At 70.3% G+C, this 16,322-nt stretch carries 11 protein-coding genes; 5 read left to right on the top strand and 6 right to left on the bottom strand.

Annotated features, from left to right (window positions below; genetic code table 11):
* Positions 1 to 3 precede the first annotated feature (3 nt).
* The 3 genes from V5E28_RS30585 to fbaA all read right to left on the bottom strand — a co-directional run bounded on the left by V5E28_RS30585 (position 4) and on the right by fbaA (position 2,853).
* Entirely contained in the window at positions 4 to 1,287 is a 1,284-nt protein-coding gene (locus V5E28_RS30585) for an adenylosuccinate synthase (RefSeq protein ID WP_336212024.1), read from the bottom strand.
* 98 nt (positions 1,288 to 1,385) lie between these two features.
* Positions 1,386 to 1,796 (bottom strand): DUF3151 domain-containing protein, encoded by a 411-nt coding sequence (locus V5E28_RS30590; protein WP_336212026.1) that lies wholly within the window; start codon positions 1,794 to 1,796, stop codon positions 1,386 to 1,388.
* A 34-nt stretch (positions 1,797 to 1,830) separates the two neighbouring features.
* Positions 1,831 to 2,853: a class II fructose-bisphosphate aldolase gene (gene fbaA / locus V5E28_RS30595; protein WP_336212028.1), complete on the bottom strand. Its 1,023-nt coding sequence runs from the start codon at positions 2,851 to 2,853 to the stop codon at positions 1,831 to 1,833.
* 93 nt (positions 2,854 to 2,946) lie between these two features.
* Between fbaA and V5E28_RS30600 the strand changes: the two genes are divergently transcribed.
* A complete protein-coding gene (locus V5E28_RS30600) occupies positions 2,947 to 3,654 on the top strand; it encodes a DedA family protein (protein ID WP_336212030.1) in 708 nt (235 codons plus the stop codon).
* Positions 3,655 to 3,721: 67 nt separating this feature from the next.
* On the top strand, positions 3,722 to 4,120 hold the full coding sequence (locus V5E28_RS30605) for a hypothetical protein (protein ID WP_336212032.1): 399 nt from the start codon (positions 3,722 to 3,724) through the stop codon (positions 4,118 to 4,120).
* Here the strand turns inward: V5E28_RS30605 and pyrE are convergent.
* Positions 4,095 to 4,628 carry an orotate phosphoribosyltransferase gene (gene pyrE, locus V5E28_RS30610; RefSeq protein WP_336212034.1) on the bottom strand — a complete coding sequence of 178 codons (534 nt, stop codon included), beginning with the start codon at positions 4,626 to 4,628 and terminating at the stop codon, positions 4,095 to 4,097. The two genes, V5E28_RS30605 and pyrE, sit on opposite strands and share 26 nt — an antisense overlap.
* A gap of 129 nt (positions 4,629 to 4,757) precedes the next feature.
* On the opposite strand from pyrE, the gene V5E28_RS30615 reads away from it, so the two are divergent.
* Entirely contained in the window at positions 4,758 to 7,445 is a 2,688-nt protein-coding gene (locus V5E28_RS30615) for a sigma-70 family RNA polymerase sigma factor (protein ID WP_336212036.1), read from the top strand.
* A gap of 184 nt (positions 7,446 to 7,629) precedes the next feature.
* Positions 7,630 to 8,859, top strand: a complete 1,230-nt coding sequence (locus V5E28_RS30620; protein WP_336212175.1) for an NYN domain-containing protein — start codon at positions 7,630 to 7,632, stop codon at positions 8,857 to 8,859.
* Between the two features lie 978 nt (positions 8,860 to 9,837).
* Here the strand turns inward: V5E28_RS30620 and V5E28_RS30625 are convergent.
* Together V5E28_RS30625 and V5E28_RS30630 are read right to left on the bottom strand one after the other, a co-directional pair.
* Positions 9,838 to 10,467, bottom strand: coding sequence for a response regulator (locus V5E28_RS30625; RefSeq protein ID WP_336212038.1), 630 nt, complete (start codon positions 10,465 to 10,467; stop codon positions 9,838 to 9,840).
* Between the two features lie 3 nt (positions 10,468 to 10,470).
* Positions 10,471 to 14,637 carry a HAMP domain-containing protein gene (locus V5E28_RS30630; RefSeq protein ID WP_336212040.1) on the bottom strand — a complete coding sequence of 1,389 codons (4,167 nt, stop codon included), beginning with the start codon at positions 14,635 to 14,637 and terminating at the stop codon, positions 10,471 to 10,473.
* Between the two features lie 471 nt (positions 14,638 to 15,108).
* Here V5E28_RS30630 and V5E28_RS30635 point away from each other — a divergent pair, with 471 nt between their 5' ends.
* Positions 15,109 to 16,302, top strand: a complete 1,194-nt coding sequence (locus V5E28_RS30635) for a PP2C family protein-serine/threonine phosphatase (RefSeq protein WP_336212042.1) — start codon at positions 15,109 to 15,111, stop codon at positions 16,300 to 16,302.
* The last annotated feature ends 20 nt before the right edge of the window (positions 16,303 to 16,322 follow it).

The following is a 16,322-nucleotide window of genomic DNA, read 5'->3' on the forward strand; positions in this document are numbered from 1 at the left end:
GGCTCAGATCAGCGAGCGGATCACCAGCGTCTGGTCACGGCCGGGGCCCACGCCGATGGCGGAGATCGGAGCGCCGCTCATCTCCTCGAGCGTGCGCACGTACGACTGCGCGTTGGGCGGCAGGTCCTCGAAGCTCTTGGCGCCCGTGATGTCCTCCTGCCAGCCGGGGAACTCCTCGTAGATCGGCTTGGCATGGTGGAAGTCCGTCTGCGTCATCGGGATCTCGTCGTGCCGCACCCCGTCGACGTCGTACGCCACGCACACCGGGATCCGCTCCAGCCCCGACAGCACGTCGAGCTTCGTGAGGAAGAAGTCGGTGACCCCGTTGATCCGGGTCGCGTAGCGGGCGATGACCGCGTCGAACCAGCCGCAGCGCCGGTTGCGGCCGGTGGTGACACCGTACTCGCCGCCCGTCTGGCGCAGCCACTCGCCCATCTCGTCCTCCAGCTCCGTGGGGAACGGGCCGGAGCCGACACGGGTGGTGTAGGCCTTGAGGATGCCGATCACCCGGGTCAGCCGCGTCGGCGGGATGCCCGAGCCGGCGCAGGCGCCGCCCGAGGTGGGCGAGGAGGAGGTGACGAACGGGTACGTGCCGTGGTCGATGTCCAGCAGCGTGCCCTGCCCGCCTTCCAGCAGCACGAACTTGCCCTCGTCCAGAGCATTGCTCAGGACCAGGGACGTGTCGGCGATGTGCGGCTTGAGCCGTTCGGCGTAGGCGAGATACTCCTCGACCACCGCGTCCGGGTCGATGCCGCGCCGGTTGTAGAGCTTGGTGAGCACCTGGTTCTTCTCGGCCAGCGCGACCTCGATCTTCTTGGCCAGGATGCCCGGATCGAGCAGGTCCTGGACGCGCACGCCGACCCGGTAGATCTTGTCGCCGTAGGCGGGGCCGATGCCGCGCCCGGTCGTGCCGATCCTGGCCTTGCCGAGATAGCGCTCGGTGACCTTGTCCAGCGCCTTGTGGTGCGGCATGATCAAGTGCGCGTTGGCGGAGATCAGCAGCCGCTCGGCCGAGATGCCCCGCGCGGCCAGGCCGTCGATCTCGCCCAGCAGCACGCCGGGGTCGATCACCACGCCGTTGCCGATCACGGGCACCACATGCGGCGACAGGATGCCCGTCGGCAGCAGGTGCAGCGCATATTTCTGGTCACCGATGACCACGGTGTGACCCGCGTTGTTGCCACCCTGGTAACGGACGACGTAGTCGACATCGCCACCGAGAAGGTCGGTGGCCTTGCCCTTGCCCTCATCGCCCCACTGGGCTCCTACGAGAACGGCAGCCGGCATTGTTGAGTCTCCCGAACACAAAACGAAACCCCTGGCGCAAGCGCGACAGGGGCTCTTGCGTGGAGAGACTACCCGAGTATGCCTATTCGTCCCAAGAGCTAGCCCTTGGTCAGCGCGTCGTAAGCTGTTTGGCTGCTGTCCTTGAGGAATTGGTTGCAGCGCTCGGCCTCGTCCTTCTCACCGATCGCCAGGGCGGCTCTGGCCAGCGCGGACAGGCACCGCAGGAACCCGCGGTTCGGCTCGTGCTCCCAGGGAATCGGCCCGTGCCCCTTCCAGCCGGCCCGGCGCAGCTGGTCCAGGCCCCGGTGATAACCGGTGCGGGCGAAGGCGTAGGAGGTGACCGCGTGACCCTGCGCGAAGTACTCCTCCGCGAGCGTGGCCCAGGCCGCCGGGAAGGCGGGGAATCGGGCGGCCACGTCCGAGGCCTTGGCCCCTGATTCGAGAGCCTCTCTGGCCTCGGGCAGGTCCGGCAGGTGAGTCGGGGGCGGCCCGGCGAGAAGGTTATCCATAGGACAAGTCATACCCGCCGGGCCGTCGATGTGGCTAGGAGATCTTCGTCCCACTGCTCTTGAGGTGCTCGCAGGCCTCTCTCACCCGGGCGGCCATCCCGGCCTCCGCGGCCTTGCCGTAGGCGCGCGGGTCGTAGGCCTTCTTGTTGCCGACGTCGCCGTCGACCTTGAGCACGCCGTCGTAGTTGCGGAACATGTGGTCGGCGATCGGCCTGGTGAACGCGTACTGGGTGTCGGTGTCGACGTTCATCTTGACGACGCCGTAGGAGATGGCCTCGTGGATCTCCTCCAGCGCCGAGCCGGAGCCCCCGTGGAAGACCAGGTCGAACGGCTTGTCCTTGCCGTACTTGGAGCCGACCGCCTCCTGGATGTCCTTGAGCACGCTGGGCCGCAGCTTGACGTGGCCGGGCTTGTAGACGCCGTGCACGTTGCCGAACGTGGCGGCCAGCATGTAGCGGCCCCTGTCGCCGAGCCCGACGGCCTCCGCCGTGGCCAGGGCGTCACCGGGGGTGGTGTAGAGCTTCTCGTTGATCTCGCCGACGACGCCGTCCTCCTCGCCGCCGACGACGCCGATCTCCATCTCCATGATGATCCTGGCGCGGGCGCACTTCTCGAGGAGCTCCTCGGCGATCTGCAGGTTCTCCTCCAGGGGCACGGCCGAGCCGTCCCACATGTGCGACTGGAAGAGCGGGTCCAGCCCCTTGGACACCCGCTCCAGCGAGATGTCGATCAGCGGCCGCATGTAGCCGTCGAGCTTGTCCTTGGGGCAGTGGTCGGTGTGCAGCGCCACGGTGACCGGGTATCTGGCGGCCACCACGCGGGCGTACTCGGCCAGCGCGGTCGCGCCGACCACCATGTCCTTGACCGTGGCGCCCGACAGGAACTCGGCGCCCCCGGTGGACACCTGGACGATGCCGTCGCTCTCCGCCTCGGCGAAACCCCGCAGCGCGGCGTTCAGAGTCTGGGAGGAGGTCACGTTGATCGCCGGATAGGCGAACCCGCCGGCCTTGGCACGGTCGAGCATCTCGGCGTAGACCTCTGGAGTCGCTATAGGCATGAGTCATCTCCCTGAGAAGTACGGCTTCGCGCAGCCCAGTATCCCGGTCTGCTACCCGCCGTGGTAGTGACAACGCCCGCTAGGCTCTCCCGGGTGGACGTGCTCCTGAATCTCCTCGACCCGACGTGGTGGCTCACCATTCTCGGCGCTTTCGCCACAGTGGGCGTGCTGGCCATCATCTTCGCCGAAACGGGTCTGCTGCTCGGCTTCTTCCTGCCGGGCGACTCGCTGCTGGTGGCGGCGGGGATCTTCAGCTCCGCGTCCGTGGCCGCCGGGATGGGCATCGCGCCGCTGTCGCTGCCCATGCTGCTGATCGGCACGCCCCTGTGCGCCATCGCGGGCGCCCAGCTCGGCCACTTCCTCGGGGCGAGGTTCGGCCGCAGGCTGTTCGAACGGCCCGACTCGCGGCTGTTCAAGAAAGAGCACGTCATCAGGGCCGAGGAGTTCTTCGAGAAGTTCGGCCCGGCCAAGGCCGTGGTGCTGGCCCGGTTCGTGCCCATCGTCCGCACGTTCATGAACCCCGTGGCCGGCGTGCTGGAGATGAACACCAAGCGGTTCTTCCTGTGGAACGTCATCGGCGGCGTGGTCTGGGTGGAGAGCCTCCTGCTGCTCGGCCACTTCCTCGGCAACCGGGTCGATCCCAAGCAGATCGACCGTTACGTCCTGCCGGGCGTCTTCGTCATCGTGCTCATCTCGCTGATCCCGATCTTCTTCGAGGTCATCAAGAACCGCAGGGCCGCCGGAGCGCTGCCCGAGCCCGGCGGCAAGCATCACCGCGTCCCGTCCGGCACCGACCTCTGAGAGCATCGGGAAAGCCGCCTTACCACCAGGTACGCTCCCACCTGTGGGACGCCACAGGTCAGATCCGATGGGCCTTGCCCGCCTGGCACTCGCCGTGCTGGCGGTCGGGGCCGTGGTGACGCTCCTGGTCATCGGAGGGCGAGCGCTGTTCGCCTCGCTCGACACCGAGCCTGCCCCCGCGCGCCAGCACGCCTCGGCCGCCCCGTCGGACAGCGCTCAGACGCCGACCCTGCGCATCGAGTGCGTGGCCGACACCTGCCCTCCTGTCACCGTCCGGGTGCCCGGCGGCGACGTGCTGCAGCACCGCGACATGAGCAGGGGCGAAGAGGTCAGCTTCTTCGAGCCCGAGCTGGACGTGGTGCTGTCCGACGCCGGCACGGTCCGCGTCACCGAGAACGGGGAGCGGCGCCCCCAGAGAGACCTGGGCGAGCGGGAGGCCTTTACAGTCCGAGGTCCTGGAGGGTGAAGGCGGAGCGGTAGTCGAGGCCCTCCTCGGCCATCCGGCCCTGCGCGCCCCTGTCGACGATCGTGGCCACCGCCACCACGTCGGCGCCCGCCTCGCGCAGCGCCTCGACGGCGGTCAGCGGAGACGCGCCGGTCGTGGAGGTGTCCTCGACCACCAGCACCCGGCGGCCCTTCACCTCGGGCCCCTCGATCCTGCGCTGCATGCCGTGCGCCTTCTGCGCCTTGCGCACCACGAACGCGTCCAGCGTGCGGCCCCGGGCGGCCGCGGCGTGCAGCATGGCCGCCGCCACCGGGTCCGCGCCCAGCGTGAGCCCGCCCACGGCGTCGAACTCCAGGTCCTCCGTCAGGTCGAGCATGGCCCTGCCGACCAGGGGCGCCGCCACCCCGTCGAGGGTGATCCGGCGCAGGTCGAGATAGAAGTCTGCCTCCTGTCCGGAGGAGAGCACCACGCGGCCGTGGACGACGGCCTTCTTCTTGATCTCGGCCAGCAGGCTGTCGCGGTCTGTCATGGAACCAAGCTTAGGGTCCGGATCGGGTCGCCCAGATCCCTCCCATAGGCAAAGGCGCGCGTTCGGTTTAGCCATGGGGGTGGGTGCGGAATGACTGTGCGGGCAACGGTTCGTAACCGCGAGGTCACTATGAGTGTGGAATCACAGCAGAGCGACGCAGAGCTCTTGCATGCGGTCAGAGGGGGCAATGCCGCCGCCTATGGCCGGCTCTATGAGCGCCATGTCGCAGCCGCCCGCGCCCTGGCCCGTCAGCTCGTCCATGGCGAGGCCGAGGTCGAGGACGTGGTCGCCGAGTCCTTCACGAAGATCCTCGACCTGGTGGGCCGCGGCGGGGGCCCGGACACCGCCTTCAGGACCTACCTGCTGACCGTGGTGCGCCGGACCGTCCACGACCGCTCCCGCGTGCAGATCCACCAGGTGACGACGGGCGAGATCGAGCTGTTCGACCCCGGCGTGCCCTTCACCGACCCGGCGATGGCCGGGCTCGAAGGCTCGCTGATCGCCAAGGCCTACCTGTCGCTGCCCGAGCGGTGGCGTGCCGTCCTCTGGCACACCGAGGTGGAGAGCGCGAGTCCGGCCGACGTGGCACCGCTGCTGGGCCTGTCGGCCAACGGGGTGGCCGCGCTCGCCTACCGGGCCCGCGAAGGGCTGCGCCAGGCCTACCTGCAGACCCACCTCACGGCGTCGCCGCCGCACGACTGCAAGCCGGTGCTCGGCAAGCTCGGCGCCTACGTCAGAGGCGGGTTGACCAGGCGCGACGCCAAGAGCGTGGACGAGCACGTGAGCGGCTGCCCCAGCTGCCACGCGGTCCTTCGGGAGCTGACCGAGGTCAACCGGAGCCTGCGCGCCGTCGTCGGCCCCCTCATCCTCGGCACGTCCGCTGCCGGCTACGCCACCGCGATGGCCGCGCCGGGCGGCGTCGGCGGCGGCCTGCTGCGGGCGCTCGGCGAGGGCGGCCTGCTGCGCGCGCTCGGCTGGGCGCGGCGGATGCCCGGCCAGCAGCAGCTGATCGTGGCGGGCGGGGCGGCCACGGTGCTGGCGGTGGCCGCCGCCTTCGCCCTGGTCTCCGCCGAGGAGCCGGACCCGGTCACCCAGTCCTCGGGCGCCGTCGACGCCTCGCCCCTCCCGGCGCCGCACCAGCCCCCATCACGCGCCCTGCCGACAGCGCACCCGGAGCGCGTCCCCGCCCGCGAGCCCGCCGTGCCCCCGGCCCACCAGCGCGCCGGTCAGGGCCGGCCCGGCCTGCGCGCCACGATCGCCGCCATGGGCTCGCTGATACGCGCCCAGCCGGGCATCGTGGCCGTACGGCTGCGCAACGCGGGCGACGGGGCGAGCGAAGCGGTCTACGCGGCCGTCGAGCTGCCGCCGGGCGTCACGCTGGTCCCTCCCGGCAGACGCCCCGGAGGCATCGCCCCGATCACGTCGGACCGCCGCACCGCAGGCGGCTCCGGCACGCAGTTCGCGTCGGGCAGGCGCGCCGGTGGTCGCGGTGTGGATCCGATCCAGCCGGTGGGGATCGTGGACGGCTGGACGTGCCGCCCGGCCGGGACCGGTGCGAGGTGTGCCAGGAGGCCGCTCGCCGCGGGCCGGGGGACGGCGGTGTTCCTGCGGGTCCAGGTGGCCGCCGGGGCGCCGCTGGGCCCGGGTCCCACGCTCCGGGTCGAGGCCGGACCCATCCGGCTCCAGGCCACGGCTGCTTCGGGCGTGCGGCCCACCGGTGCTTCCGCCCGGTTCGCCGCCGACGGCAAGGTCACCGTCCGGGCGGTGGGCAATTCGTTCCTGAGCTGCCCGGCCGAGCGCGAGGACTGCGCGGAGGCCACGCGCCGCAGGGGAGACCAGCGTGACAACGACCTGTGGCCGATGCGCCCGCTCGACCAGGACCGAGCGGACAGCACCGCCATCTCCAGCGGGGCCAGGCTCGCCCTGCCGGAGGGCGGCCGGGTCGTATGGGCGGGCCTCTACTGGTCGGCGAGCGCCGAGGCGGCCGGCCCGATCAAGCTCAGACCTCCGGGACGCAAGCGCTACGTGGCGATCAGGCCCAGCCACGTCGCCTCCCGCGACCTGCCCACCGGGCCCGCCTACCAGGCGTTCGCGGACGTCACCGGCCTGGTGAGCAACGTCCGGCGGCAGGGCACCTGGTGGGCGGCGGACGCGCCTCTGGACACCGCGACCTCTTTCCTGGAGCAGGACACGCCGCCTGGAGCCGGTGTCCCCGGCGATGGGCCGCACATGCCGGCTGGAGCCACGGTCCCCGGCGACCTGGCTGGAGCCGGAGGCCGGCGCGATGGGGCGGGCACGCTGAGCGCCGCGGTCCTCGGTCACGGATCGGTCGTGCCGGCGGTCGCGCGGAGGCCGGATCGCCGGGCGAGGACGCTGACGAGTGCGGGGAGTTCCGGCCACGCGGGGTGGAGTCTCGTGGTGGTCGCCACCGACCCGCGCGGGCCGTACGGACAGGCCGTAGTCCTCGACACCGCCGCCGTGATCGGCGGCGGGACGGGTCTGGTACGGATCCCGCTCGGCGGGCTCGAACCGGCCGCCGCGCCCGCCAGGGCGGAGCTGGTCACCTGGGAGGGCGACGCGGATCTCCGCGGCGACAAGGTCTCCCTCGGCTCGGGCCCGCTGGTGCCGGCGGGCGGTGACCGGGATCCGGCGAACGTCTTCGACGGCTCCTCCAACGGCGTGGCCGGGATGACGTTCGGTGTCGACGTCGACACGGTCAGCGCCCGGCTCGGGGCCCGCCCCTCGCTGGCGATCGCCGCGGAGCAGGACGTCGTGCTGTTCGGAGTCGCGGCCGTGAGCGTGCGAGCACGACCGTGACCGATATCGGGACAAACTGGTACGGTGCGCCTAGTTGGTCAGGCGCAACGTGGGTCCAGGGGCGAATCGTCGGGATTAACCCTCGCGCGATCACTTGCTTTCATTACCCTGAGACAGGGCCGCCGAGTCCGGCTCTGACGGTGCAGAGCCAGCAAGTCGGACCACCAAGAAAGGGGCGGTGTCAGTGGATCGCTGCGCGCTGTTCGTGGACGCTGGCTACCTGCTGGCTGACGGCGCGATGGCCGTGCATGGGACCCGCCATCGCGAAGCCGTCTCCTGGGACTACCCGGGGCTGCTGCAGCTCATGTCCGGCCTGTCACGCGAGCGCACCGGCCTGCCGCTGCTGCGCTGCTACTGGTACGAGGCCACGGTCGAAGGCCGGCGCACGCCGGAGCACGACGTGCTCGCCGACATCCCCGGCCTCAAGCTGCGCCTCTCGCGTATCCGCCCGGGCCGCCGCGAGGGCGTCGACGCACAGGTCCACCGCGACCTGATGACGCTGGCGCGCAACAGCGCCATCTGCGACGCGGTCGTGGTGAGCGGCGACGAGGACCTGGCCCAGGTCGTCTGCGACGCGCAGGACCTCGGCATCCGGGTCACGGTGGTGCACATCGCGGCCGACGCGAGCTGGGCCGTCTCCCGCACGCTCAGGCAGGAGAGCGACGACCTCATCGAGCTCGGCGGCGCCCACCTGCGCCCCTACGTCACCCTGGTGACCGGGTCGAGCGAGGCGTCCAACGGCCACCACCAGCCGGGCAGCAACGGTCACGGCTCCCACTCCCTGCCGCCCGCCTCCGAATCGTCACTGCCCCCTTCGCTGCCGTCCCCGCTGCAGTCGTCGCTGCCCCCCTCCTCCTCGTCGAGCACCGGCAGCCACGCCTCGCAGCACTCCAGCGGCCAGGGACAGAGCCAGCCCAGCTCAAACGGCCCGACCTCCGGCCGCGGGCGGTCCGCAAACCCGCCCGCGCTGCCCACCTACACCTATCCCGAGCCGCCCTCGCAGCCGTCGTCCGCCCCGGCCACCGGCCCGATGCAGCAGCAGTCGCCGACGACCGGCCAGTTCGCCTCCCCGTCCAGCGGCGGCACCTACCAGCCCTCGCAGCTCGGCGCCTACACGGGCCCGCAGTCCGCGCCGGTGTCACCGCCGTCCGCAGCCACGGCCGGAGCCACCACGCTGGCCGACGCGGTCAAGGCCGCCCACCGGGAGGGCCACGACTTCGGCGAATCCGTGGCGCGCGACGCCCCCGCCCTCTGGCTGGAGGCCGTGCTCGCCCGCAAGCCCCGCATGCCGTCGGACCTGGAGGCCCGCCTGCTCCAGGGCTCGTCGCTGCCCATCGACTTCCTGCTGCACGACGAGGTCCGCCACGCCCTGCGCCGCGGCTTCTGGGACGCCCTCGAACGCGCCCGCCACTAGCCTCCGACCCGGTTCGATCTCCCCACCCACCACGTCCTGCCCGGCCACGCAGTCTCACGCGGCGGTAGCTCCTTTACGGCCGGCCCAGAAACACCCCCCGCCGTCGACGGCGCCCTCCTCACCCCTTTCCGGTCCGTTCAGAAGGGCCCACACACTTCCGCCGCGCTCGCCTCACAACCTTCATGGCAGGCCGACCCGGAGCGGCTGACCCGCCGTTCGCGGCGCTCACCTCACGAGCTTCGTGGCAGGCCGACCCGGAGCGGCTGACCCGCCGTTCGCGGCACTCACCCAACCTTGTTCTACGGCCAGCCCGGAAAGGCCCACCCGCCGTTTGCGGCTGGGCCCTGTCCAGGGAAACGGTTCTCCGGTGGAGCGGGCCGGCCGCCGTCACGTGCGCATGGTGGGCCGTCTGGGGGGCGAGTCGGGGCGCGGATCCTGGTCTGAAAGTGCCGGCCGGTGGATCTGGCGACGGACCGGCATGGGCCACGATGGTGGCGATGGGTCCTGTTGGCCGAGTTGCTCGATGATGACCGGATCCACGCCGCTCGCCTTCCATCCTCCACCGGCCGGGCGTCGATCACGGCACGCTTGCATGGGCGAGCGGTCTGCCTGACGTCTCTCTCGCGCGTGCTTGTACTGCCGAGCGTTCTGCCTGATTTCGCCCACAGGCATCTCTGCGCTGGCGATCTTCACCACGAACCTCTCCGGGCCATGGCATCCGCCCGGACAAGGACCGAGTCTCTACGGGGACCGCCTGGTGGTTCACCAATTGGACGGCCACCATGCGCACGTAACGGCGCCCGGCCCGCTCCACCGGAGAACCGTTTCCCTGGACAGGGCCCAGCCGCAAACGGCGGGTGGGCCCTTTCGGGCTGGCCGTAAAGGCGGTGGGGAGAGTGCTGGGACGGATGGTTGTGAACGGTGGGTGAGCACTCCCGGGTGGCTGTCAAGGATTATGGGAGGAGCGAAGGTGGGGCGTTAGGACAGTGCGTCGAAGCCGGCGCGTAGGTGGGTGAGGCGCTCGTTGAGGTCGGCGAGGGGAGAGGCCAGCGTGGGGTCCTGGGACTTGCGGGCCAGTTCGCGGACCCTGGCGAGCTCGTCCTCCACTGCCGTCAGCCGGCGCGACAGCTCGGGCAGCACCGCGCCCCGGTCGTCGGTGCCCGGGGGCAGTTCGCCGGTGAGGCGCTCGCGCAGCAGGGAGGCCTGCTCGGCCAGGCGCTTGTTCATGTTGTAGAGCTCGGTGAACACCGACACCTTGGCTCGCAGCACCCACGGGTCGAACGGCTTGGTGAGGTAGTCGACGGCGCCGGCCGCGTAGCCGCGGAAGGCGTAGTCGGGGGCGCTGTCGACCACCGTCAGGAAGATGATCGGGATGTTGCGGGTCCGCTCCCGCCGCTTGATGTGCGCGGCGGTCTCGAACCCGTCCATGCCCGGCATCCGCACGTCGAGCAGGATGAGCGCGAACTCGGTGTTGAGCAGTGCCTTGAGGGCTTCCTCGCCGGACCTGGCGCGCACCGGCACCAGGTCGAGCGAGCTGAGGATCGCCTCCAGGGCGATCAGGTTCTCCTCGCGGTCATCGACCAGGAGGATCTTGGCTCGATCGGACATCGATCACGACCCTTCAGGTGATGAGTCGGTCGCGGGGGTCCGCCCTCGGCTGAGCCAGCCACGCAGCCGTTCGAGCAGACGGTCCACATCGACCGGCTTGGGCACATAGTCCGATGCGCCCGAGGCGATGCTCTTTTCACGATCGCCTCGCATGACCTTGGCGGTCAGCGCGATGATCGGCAGGTCGGCGAACTGGGGCATGCGCCGGATGGCGGACGTCGTCGCCCAGCCGTCCATCTCCGGCATCATGATGTCCATCAGCACGAGCGCGACATCCTCGTTCCGTTCGAGCTGCTCGATCCCCTCACGTCCGTTTTCAGCGTAGACGATCGTTGAGCCGTGTCGCTCCAGCACGCTGGTCAGCGCGAACACGTTGCGGATGTCGTCGTCGACGATGAGGATCTTGGCGCCGCTGAGCGGGTCGTCACCCTGCCACTGGCTGGTCTCGACCGGCGCCTCGACCAGCTCGGGCAGCGGCATGTCCAGCGGCAGCGGCGGCTCCGGCGACTCGGGCTCCTCGATGGAGGCGGTCATGAGCTGCCTGCGGGCCGCCCCTCCGTCGGTGGCCGCGAGCGGGCCGGTGTAGGAGGCGGGCAGGTAGAGGGTGAACGTGCTGCCCTTGCCCAGCTCGCTGTCCACGTGGATCTCACCGCCGAGCAGCCGGGCGATGTCCCGGCAGATCGCCAGCCCCAGGCCGGTGCCGCCGTACTTGCGGCTGGTGGTGCCGTCGGCCTGCCTGAACGCCTCGAAGATGACCTCGCGCTTGTCGGGCGCGATGCCGATGCCGGTGTCGATCACCTGGAAGGCGAGCAGATCGCGGGCGCCGTGCAGGGTCTCGTCGTCGAAGTCGACGTCGGCGGGGGCCTGGGCCACCCGAAGCTTCACCTCGCCCTTCGGGGTGAACTTCACCGCGTTGGACAGCAGGTTGCGCAGCACCTGCTGCAGGCGCTGCTCGTCGGCGTGCAGCTCCTGCTGAACGTCCGGGTCGACGTCCACGGTGAGCGCCAGCCCCTTGTCGGCCGCCAGCGGGGCGAACGCCGCCTCCAGCAGGTCGACGAGCTTGGGCAGCGACACCTGTATCGGATGGATGTCCATCCGGCCGGCCTCGACCTTGGACAGGTCGAGCATGTCGTTGATGAGCTGGAGCAGTGCCGAGCCGGCGCCGTGGATCGTGCGGGCGAACTCGACCTGCTGGGAGGTCAGGTTGCCTTCGGCGTTCTCGGTCAGCAGCTTGGCCAGCACGAGCAGGCTGTTGAGAGGCGTGCGCAGCTCGTGCGACATGTTGGCGAGGAACTCGGACTTGTAGCGCGAGGAGACCGCGAGCTGCTCGGCGCGCTCCTCCAGGGTCCGGCGGGCCTGCTCGATCTGGAAGTTCTGGATCTCGATGGCGCGGTTCTGCTTGGCCAGCAGGGCCGCCTTGTCCTCCAGCTCGGCGTTGGACCTGCGCAGCTCCTCCTGCTGGCGCTGCAGCTCGTCGGAGCGCTCCTGCAGCTCGCGGGTGAGGCGCTGCGACTCGGTCAGCAGGTCCTCGGTCCGAGAGTTGGCGATGATCGTGTTCATGGTGACGCCGATGGTCTCCACGAGCTGCGTCAGGAAGTCGAGGTGGACCTCGCCGAACGGTGTGAAGGAGGCCAGCTCCAGCACGCCGAGCACGCGGCTCTCGAACAGGATCGGCAGCACCACGATCTGCGCGGGCGTCGACTGGCTGAGCCCGCTGTCGATGGTGATGAACTTCGGCGGCACGTCGTCGAGGATGATGTGGCGGCCTTCGGCGGCGGCCTGGCCGACGATCCCCTCGCCGAAGGCGAAGCGCTGGCGCGGGCCCCGGTCGGGCCGCACGCCGTAGCCGCCGATCAGCAACAGCTCGTGCTCGCCCTCGGGGTCGACCCCGTAGAAGGCGCCGTAGCGGGCCGACACCAGCGGGGTCAGCTCGCTCATCGTCAGCTTGGCGACCTCGAACAGGTCGCGGTGGCCTTGCATGAGCCGGGAGATGCGGGCCAGGTTGGACTTGAGCCAGTCCTGCTCCTGGTTGGCCTGGGTGGTCTCGCGGAGGTTGGCCACCATCGAGTTGATGTTGTCCTTGAGCTCCGCCAGCTCGCCCTGCGCCTCGACGGCGATCGAGCGGGTCAGGTCGCCGCGTGCCACGGCGCTGGTCACGGTGGCGATGGCGCGGACCTGGGTGGTGAGGTTGCCGGCCAGCTCGTTGACGCTCTCGGTGAGCCGCTTCCAGGTGCCCTCGACGCCCTCGACGCGGGCCTGGCCGCCGAGCTGGCCTTCGGAGCCCACCTCGCGGGCGACTCGGGTCACCTCGGAGGCGAAGGAGGACAGCTGGTCGACCATCCGGTTGATGGTGGTCTTCAGCGCCAGGATCTCGCCCTGCGCGTCGACGTCGATCTTTCGGGTGAGGTCGCCGTTGGCGACCGCGGTGGTCACCTCGGCGATGTTGCGCACCTGGTAGGTCAGGTTGTTGGCCATGAAGTTGACGTTGTCGGTGAGGTCCTTCCAGACGCCCGACACGCCCTGCACCCGGGCCTGACCGCCCAGCTGCCCCTGCGTGCCGACCTCGCGGGCGACTCGGGTCACCTCGTCGGCGAAGGAGGACAGCTGGTCCACCATCGTGTTGAGGGTGTCCTTGAGCTGGAGGATCTCGCCCTGCGCGTCGACGGTGATCTTCTTGGACAGGTTGCCCTGCGCCACCGCGGACGACACCGCCGCGATCTGCCGCACCTGGGAGGTCAGGTTGTTGGCCATCGAGTTGACGTTGTCGGTGAGGTCCTTCCAGACCCCGGAGACGCCGCGGACCTGGGCCTGGCCGCCGAGCTGGCCCTCGGTGCCCACCTCGCGGGCGACCCGGGTCACCTCGGAGGCGAAGGAGGACAGCTGGTCCACCATCGTGTTCATGGTCGACTTGAGCTCGAGGATCTCGCCCTGCGCGTCGACGTCGATCTTTCGGGTGAGGTCGCCGTTGGCGACCGCGGTGGTCACCTGGGCGATGTTGCGCACCTGGTAGGTCAGGTTGTTGGCCATCGAGTTGACGTTGTCGGTGAGGTCCTTCCAGACGCCCGACACGCCCTTGACCTCCGCGCGCCCGCCGAGCTTGCCCTCGGTGCCGACCTCGCGGGCGACTCGGGTCACCTCGTCGGCGAAGGAGGACAGCTGGTCCACCATCGTGTTGAGGGTGTCCTTGAGCTGGAGGATCTCGCCCTGCGCGTCGACGGTGATCTTCTTGGACAGGTTGCCCTGCGCCACCGCGGTCGCCACGGTCGCGATGCTGCGCACCTGGGAGGTCAGGTTGTTGGCCATGAAGTTGACGTTGTCGGTGAGGTCCTTCCAGACCCCCGACACGCCGGTCACCTGGGCCTGGCCGCCGAGCTGGCCCTCGGTGCCGACCTCGCGGGCGACTCGGGTCACCTCCTCGGCGAAGCCGGACAGCTGGTCGACCATGGTGTTGACGGTGTTCTTCAGCTCGAACATCTCGCCCACCGCGTCGACCGTCACCTTGCGGCTCAGGTCGCCCTTGGCCACCGCGGTGGTCACGACCGCGATGTCACGCACCTGCGCGGCGACGCGGGACGACATGGTGTTGACCGCTTCGGTGAGGTCGCGCCAGCTCCCGGACATGCCGCGCAGGTTGGCGCTGCCGCCGAGCCGCCCCTCGGTGCCGGCCTCCCTCGCCACCCTGGTCACCTCGGAGTTGAACAGGGCGAGCTGATCCACCATGCCGTTGATGGCCTTGCCCAGCCGGCGCACCTCGCCCCGGGCCGACCGGTCGAGGTCGATCCGCCGGGAAAGGTCACCCTTCGCAACCGCGTCGATGACGTCGGCGGCGCCGCTCACCGGGCTCACCAGAGCGTCGATCAACACGTTGACCGACTCCACGCTCTCGGCCCATGCCCCCACGCCCGGCCCCGGTGTCAGCCGCTCGCCGAACCGGCCTTCCTTGACAACTTCCTTGCGTACCCTGGCCAGCTCGTTGGCGAGGTGCTCACGGCGATCGGCCACCTCGTTGAGCAGCAACCGCACCTCGCTGAGGATGCCCGCGGGCGCGTGCGGGACCCGGCGCCGGAAGTCCCCGTCTCGCCAGGAGAACAGCGTCTCCAGGATCGGGACGAGATCCGACTCGGTATAGGTCCTCTCCTCAGGACTTGGCGCGGCCTTGGCCGTTGTCATGGGGCCTCCTTCACTCGCTGGTGACTCCGGCGAGTGAGTCAAGTCTGTCACGATGAGTAGCTTGTAGTCCTGCCCTTGGATTTACCCCAAGCCAGAGCGAAGTGTGGTAGGCACGGTGGGATGACTGCTTCTCCCCGTGCGGTGCTCGCCGCTACGTTCGCGCCCGGCGAGACCGCTGTGACGGACGCGATGAGGTTCACGCGCGAGGTGATGACCGCGTGGGCCACCGGCGGCATGCTCCACATAGCCGAGCAGATCGCAGGTGATCTTGCCGAGCAGGTCGTTGACGAGCCATACGAGATGATTTGGAAGCATTTTGGGGACGCTGTACAGGTCGAGTTGAGGCAGCGAAGCACATCACAGGGTGATCCGAAGGCTCCCTCGGTCAATGTGGAGGAGTGGGGGATCACCTTTGCGGGCGACTCCCGTGTCCATTGGGCTAGGCTCACGCTACCTGGCTCTCCGGACAAGGTGGGCTCCGAATGGCTGGAACAGACCTCTAGAGGACCTCACTGGCTGGGCTTTCTCGCCGACGCCAGCGACCTGCTGGCCGGCACGCTCGACCCCGACATGGTGCCCGCCATCATCGCCCAGATCGTGGTCCCCAGGCTGAGCAGCTGGTGCGCCGTCTACACCTCCGACAGCGGGACCGGGCCGCTGCGCCCGGTCTACCTGTGGCACGCCGACGAGGCCAAGATCGACGGGCTGCGCGCGCAGCTGTCGGAGATGGACGTGAGCGCCGTGGGCACCCGCGCCGCCTCCACCTTCCACCTGGCCGACTCCCAGGTGCTGGCCGTCCCGCTGACCGCCCGCGGCCGCAGCCTGGGCGTGATGTGCCTGGGCCGGCCCGACCGCTTCCCCGACGAGGTCATCCAGTTCGCCGAGGACATCGGCAGGCGGGCCGCGCTGGCCACCGACAACGCCAGGCTGTACGCCCAGCAGGCGGCCGCCAACCGCGCCCTGCAGCGCAGCCTGCTGCCGCCCAACGAGCCGGAGGTGCCGGGCCTCGACTACGGCGTCGTCTACGAGCCCGCGGGCGAGGTCAACGAGGTCGGCGGCGACTTCTACGACCTGTTCAAGGCCGGCGACGACTCGTGGCGGTTCGCGATCGGCGACGTCTGCGGCACCGGCCCCGAGGCGGCCGCCGTGACCGGCCTGGCCCGCCACACGCTCCGGCTGCTCGCCCGCGAGGGCTACGGCGTCGCCGCCGTGCTCGGCCGCCTCAACCAGGCGATCCTCGAAGAGGGGGAGCGGGCCAGGTTCCTGACGCTGCTGCACGGCGACATCACCCCGGTGGAGTCGGGTCTGGAAGTGCGGCTGGTGTCAGCCGGCCACCCCGAGGCGCTGCGGCTGAAGCCGAGCGGCGTGGTCGAGGCCGTGACCACCCCGCAGTCCCTGCTCGGGGTCTTCCACGAGGTGGTGTTCGAGGCCGACACGATCCACCTCGACCACGGCGACGTCCTGCTCGCGGTCACCGACGGGGTGACGGAGCGGAGATCGGGCGGCCGGCTCCTCGACGACGACGGCGGCCTGGCCAAACTGCTCGCCGAGTGCCCGGGGCTGTCGGCGAGGGCCGTGGCCGAGCGGATCCGCAGGGGTGCCGCGGACTTCGCCGCCGAGCCGAGCGCCGACGACCTGGCCATCCTGGTCCTGCGCGCCCGCTGATCCGCCGGGCCCCGCGGCCT

Source organism: Nonomuraea sp. LPB2021202275-12-8, assembly GCF_037044575.1.
Taxonomy (GTDB): domain Bacteria; phylum Actinomycetota; class Actinomycetes; order Streptosporangiales; family Streptosporangiaceae; genus Nonomuraea.